Raw genomic sequence first — 2717 nt, 5'->3', positions numbered from 1 at the left:
CCGGTATTGCTGAGCCAGCCATCGTTGCCCAGGACCAGGTCGCCCGCGTTGGCCACCAGTACCCCGGCGTTGCGCACGCCTAGGCCGGCCTCGGTACCGATCAGGGTGATCTTGCCCGCGTACATGCCGCCGATGGCCGATACGTCCAGCGCGAAGCTGGGGGCACTGCCGGTGCCGGCGATCGCTGTGGTGGCAGTGGCCGTGGTGGTTCCTGCATCGACACTGATCTGGTTGGCGCCGGTGGTGATGTTCAGGGTGTTGGCCCAAATGCCAGCATTGAGGCTGACGGCCCGCGCCAGGATGGCGGTGTAGTCCGTGCTGCTGGCATCCAGCCCGGCGCCGGTGATGGTGATGGTGCCGGTTTGTACGCGGTAGCCGTCCAGGCTGCCCCCGTTCAAGATGGGCGTGCCGGTGGTGAGGGTGGCACGGCTGGTGTTGATGAAGCCTGCGCCGTCCACCAGGATGCCGGCCGGGTTGGCGATGACCACCTCGGCGCGCTGGCCCGCGACTTCGATGGCGCCGCGCAACTGGCTGGGGTTATTGGAGTTCACCTCGTTCAGGATGATCTTGGCGCTGCCGGTCGCCAGCCAGGGGTTACCCTGCACCCAACCGCCGAGCTGGGTTTGCACATTGGTGCGGCTGTTGTTCAGTACCGCGCCGTTGTTTTGCACGTCGAACTGGCTGTAGGTGTTGCGCGATACGCCAGCGGCGCTGGGGGTCTGGATGTTCACCAGGGGGATGTTGTTGCCGCTGCCGGTGGTCAGCACCGTGGGGCGCTGGTTGGCGGGGGCGCTGGGGTCGGAGACGATTTGTGCACGCACATTTGGCGTGATGGAGACCAGGAACAACACCGATACCAGCGCCAAGGCCAAGGGCTGCAAGCTATGCACGCCCGCCAATATGGCTGCACCGACGCTGCGGTCGCTGCCGCCCGCTGAAACACTGCGCCGCTCTCCGGCCTTGCCTTGTGCCGTCGCAGTCTCTGCCACGACCATCATGCAGTTACGGGCTTTGTTGAAGACGATGCGGTAGAGCTGTTGGTTCATGGTGTGGGGCGAGGTTCAGGAATATGAGAAATTACGCAGAAGCATCAAAATTGATAGCTATATGCGTAGTTTTTATCTGTGCTGGAGACTGTTTGGACTTGAATTTCAGAAGCTCAAGCTCAGGTTGAAACCGGCAGTGGTACCCGCCGTCTTGAAGCCATCGGGCTGGCGTACCGGCTGGCCGGCGAAGATGTCGTAGCCCAGGCTGCGTAGGTTTCCGCGCAGCCCGATGGCGGCTCCGGTGAGCCGGTGGCCGACCAGGTTCTGGCTGCTGGGGCCTCCGACTTCGCCGTGGTCCAGGGCGATGTACAGCTCCTGCCCGCTTTGTCCTAGAGCAATGCTGAGCTCTTGGCGGATGAGCCAGCCGCGCTCTGCAGACAGGCTGGATTCGCCATCGAATCCGCGCACGGTGTTGCGTCCTCCGATCGCAAAGCGGTCTTGTGGCGTGAGGGGGCTGCGGTTCCACTGGGCGCGCCAGTTGTTGCTGTAGCGCAGGCTTTGACCGGCCAGATGGAATGGACTGTTCAGGCTGGCATCTGCGGTGAACAGCGTGAAGCGAGACGTACCTTCGCCAAAGGTTTCTTCCGGTGCGGGCATGGCGCCGAACGCACCGGTTCCGTGCCGGTAAGCCAGATTGCCTTCGACACTGCCGGTGCCCAGGAATTCTTTGTGTCCCAGGCCCAGTTCCCAGCCGCCGACGACGCGGCGCTGTACTTCGACTTCGGTGTCGTCGATGAAGTTGTTGGACAGGCGCTGGAAGGCGCGCATCGATACCGTGGTTTTGCGGGTCTGGTCGCGGGACACCAGCCGCGACAGTTTGAGTTCGGTGTTGGCGCTGGTGCCGCGGTAGACGATGTCTTGGTTGGCACCGGCCACGCTTTGGTAGTAGCTGCTCTGGCTGTGGGTAAAGCCCAGCAGCCAGTAACCCCAGGGCAGGGAGTAGTGCACCGTGTGGCCGCTGGTGCCGCGCGCGCCGGCATCGGTGTCGCCCGGCAGTGCACTGTGGGCCAGGGCGCCACCCACGTTGTTGTTGAGGGTGATGTAGAACAGGTCGTTCAGGGTCCACCAGTTGTCATAGCTCAGCGTGATGCTGGCTTGGTTCTTACCGGTGCTTTTGCTGCCGCTGTCGTCGGCGGTCAGGCTCAGGCGTACTGGAAAGGCTTGCTTCCAGCTGATGACGAGGTCGCTGCTGCCGGGTTCTTGCGCTGGTTCGATCTGGATGTCGGCATCGGCGCTGGGGATGCGCTTGAAGTTTTCCAGGGCTTGCTCTACGTCGCGCAGGTTGAGGATGTCGCCGGGGCGGGCCGGCATGGCGTTCCAGGCGGTGGCACGTGCGTCTGTGTTGGCTGCAAAGCGGATCGCGTGGATGCGGCCGGGTAAAAAGCGCAGGACCAATTCACCGGATTTGAAGTCTTGCGGCTCGGCCAGCACGCGGCTGGTGACATAGCCTTTGGCGATCAGGGCGTCCTGGGCACGCTGGATGACCAGGCCGATGCCTTGGGCGCCCAGGCATTGCTGGAGAGGGCTGTCTGTGCCCTGCGGACCGGCGATGGCGTTCAGCACCCACTGAAAGTGCTCGGCTTGGTCGCCGTGCAGAGCGACGTTGTGCAATGCAAAACAAGGGGCTTCGTTGCGCGGCAGGCTTTGCGTCGGCGCGGCTACGGGGCTGGG

The 2717-nt window shown here is 63.6% G+C and carries 2 protein-coding genes; both read right to left on the bottom strand.

Features of this window, described 5'->3' with window-relative positions; translation table 11 throughout:
• On the bottom strand, positions 1 to 1046 hold a 1046-nt coding region (locus tag AC07VY_RS26515), incomplete at its 3' end, for a two-partner secretion domain-containing protein (RefSeq protein WP_495100132.1).
• Positions 1047 to 1151: 105 nt separating this feature from the next.
• On the bottom strand, positions 1152 to 2717 hold a 1566-nt coding region (locus AC07VY_RS26510), incomplete at its 5' end, for a ShlB/FhaC/HecB family hemolysin secretion/activation protein (protein ID WP_495100131.1).

Source organism: Rhodoferax sp. GW821-FHT02C08 (genome assembly GCF_059421805.1).
The sequence above is the reverse complement of the archived record's forward strand: the minus strand, read 5'-3'. Positions and strand labels throughout refer to the sequence as shown.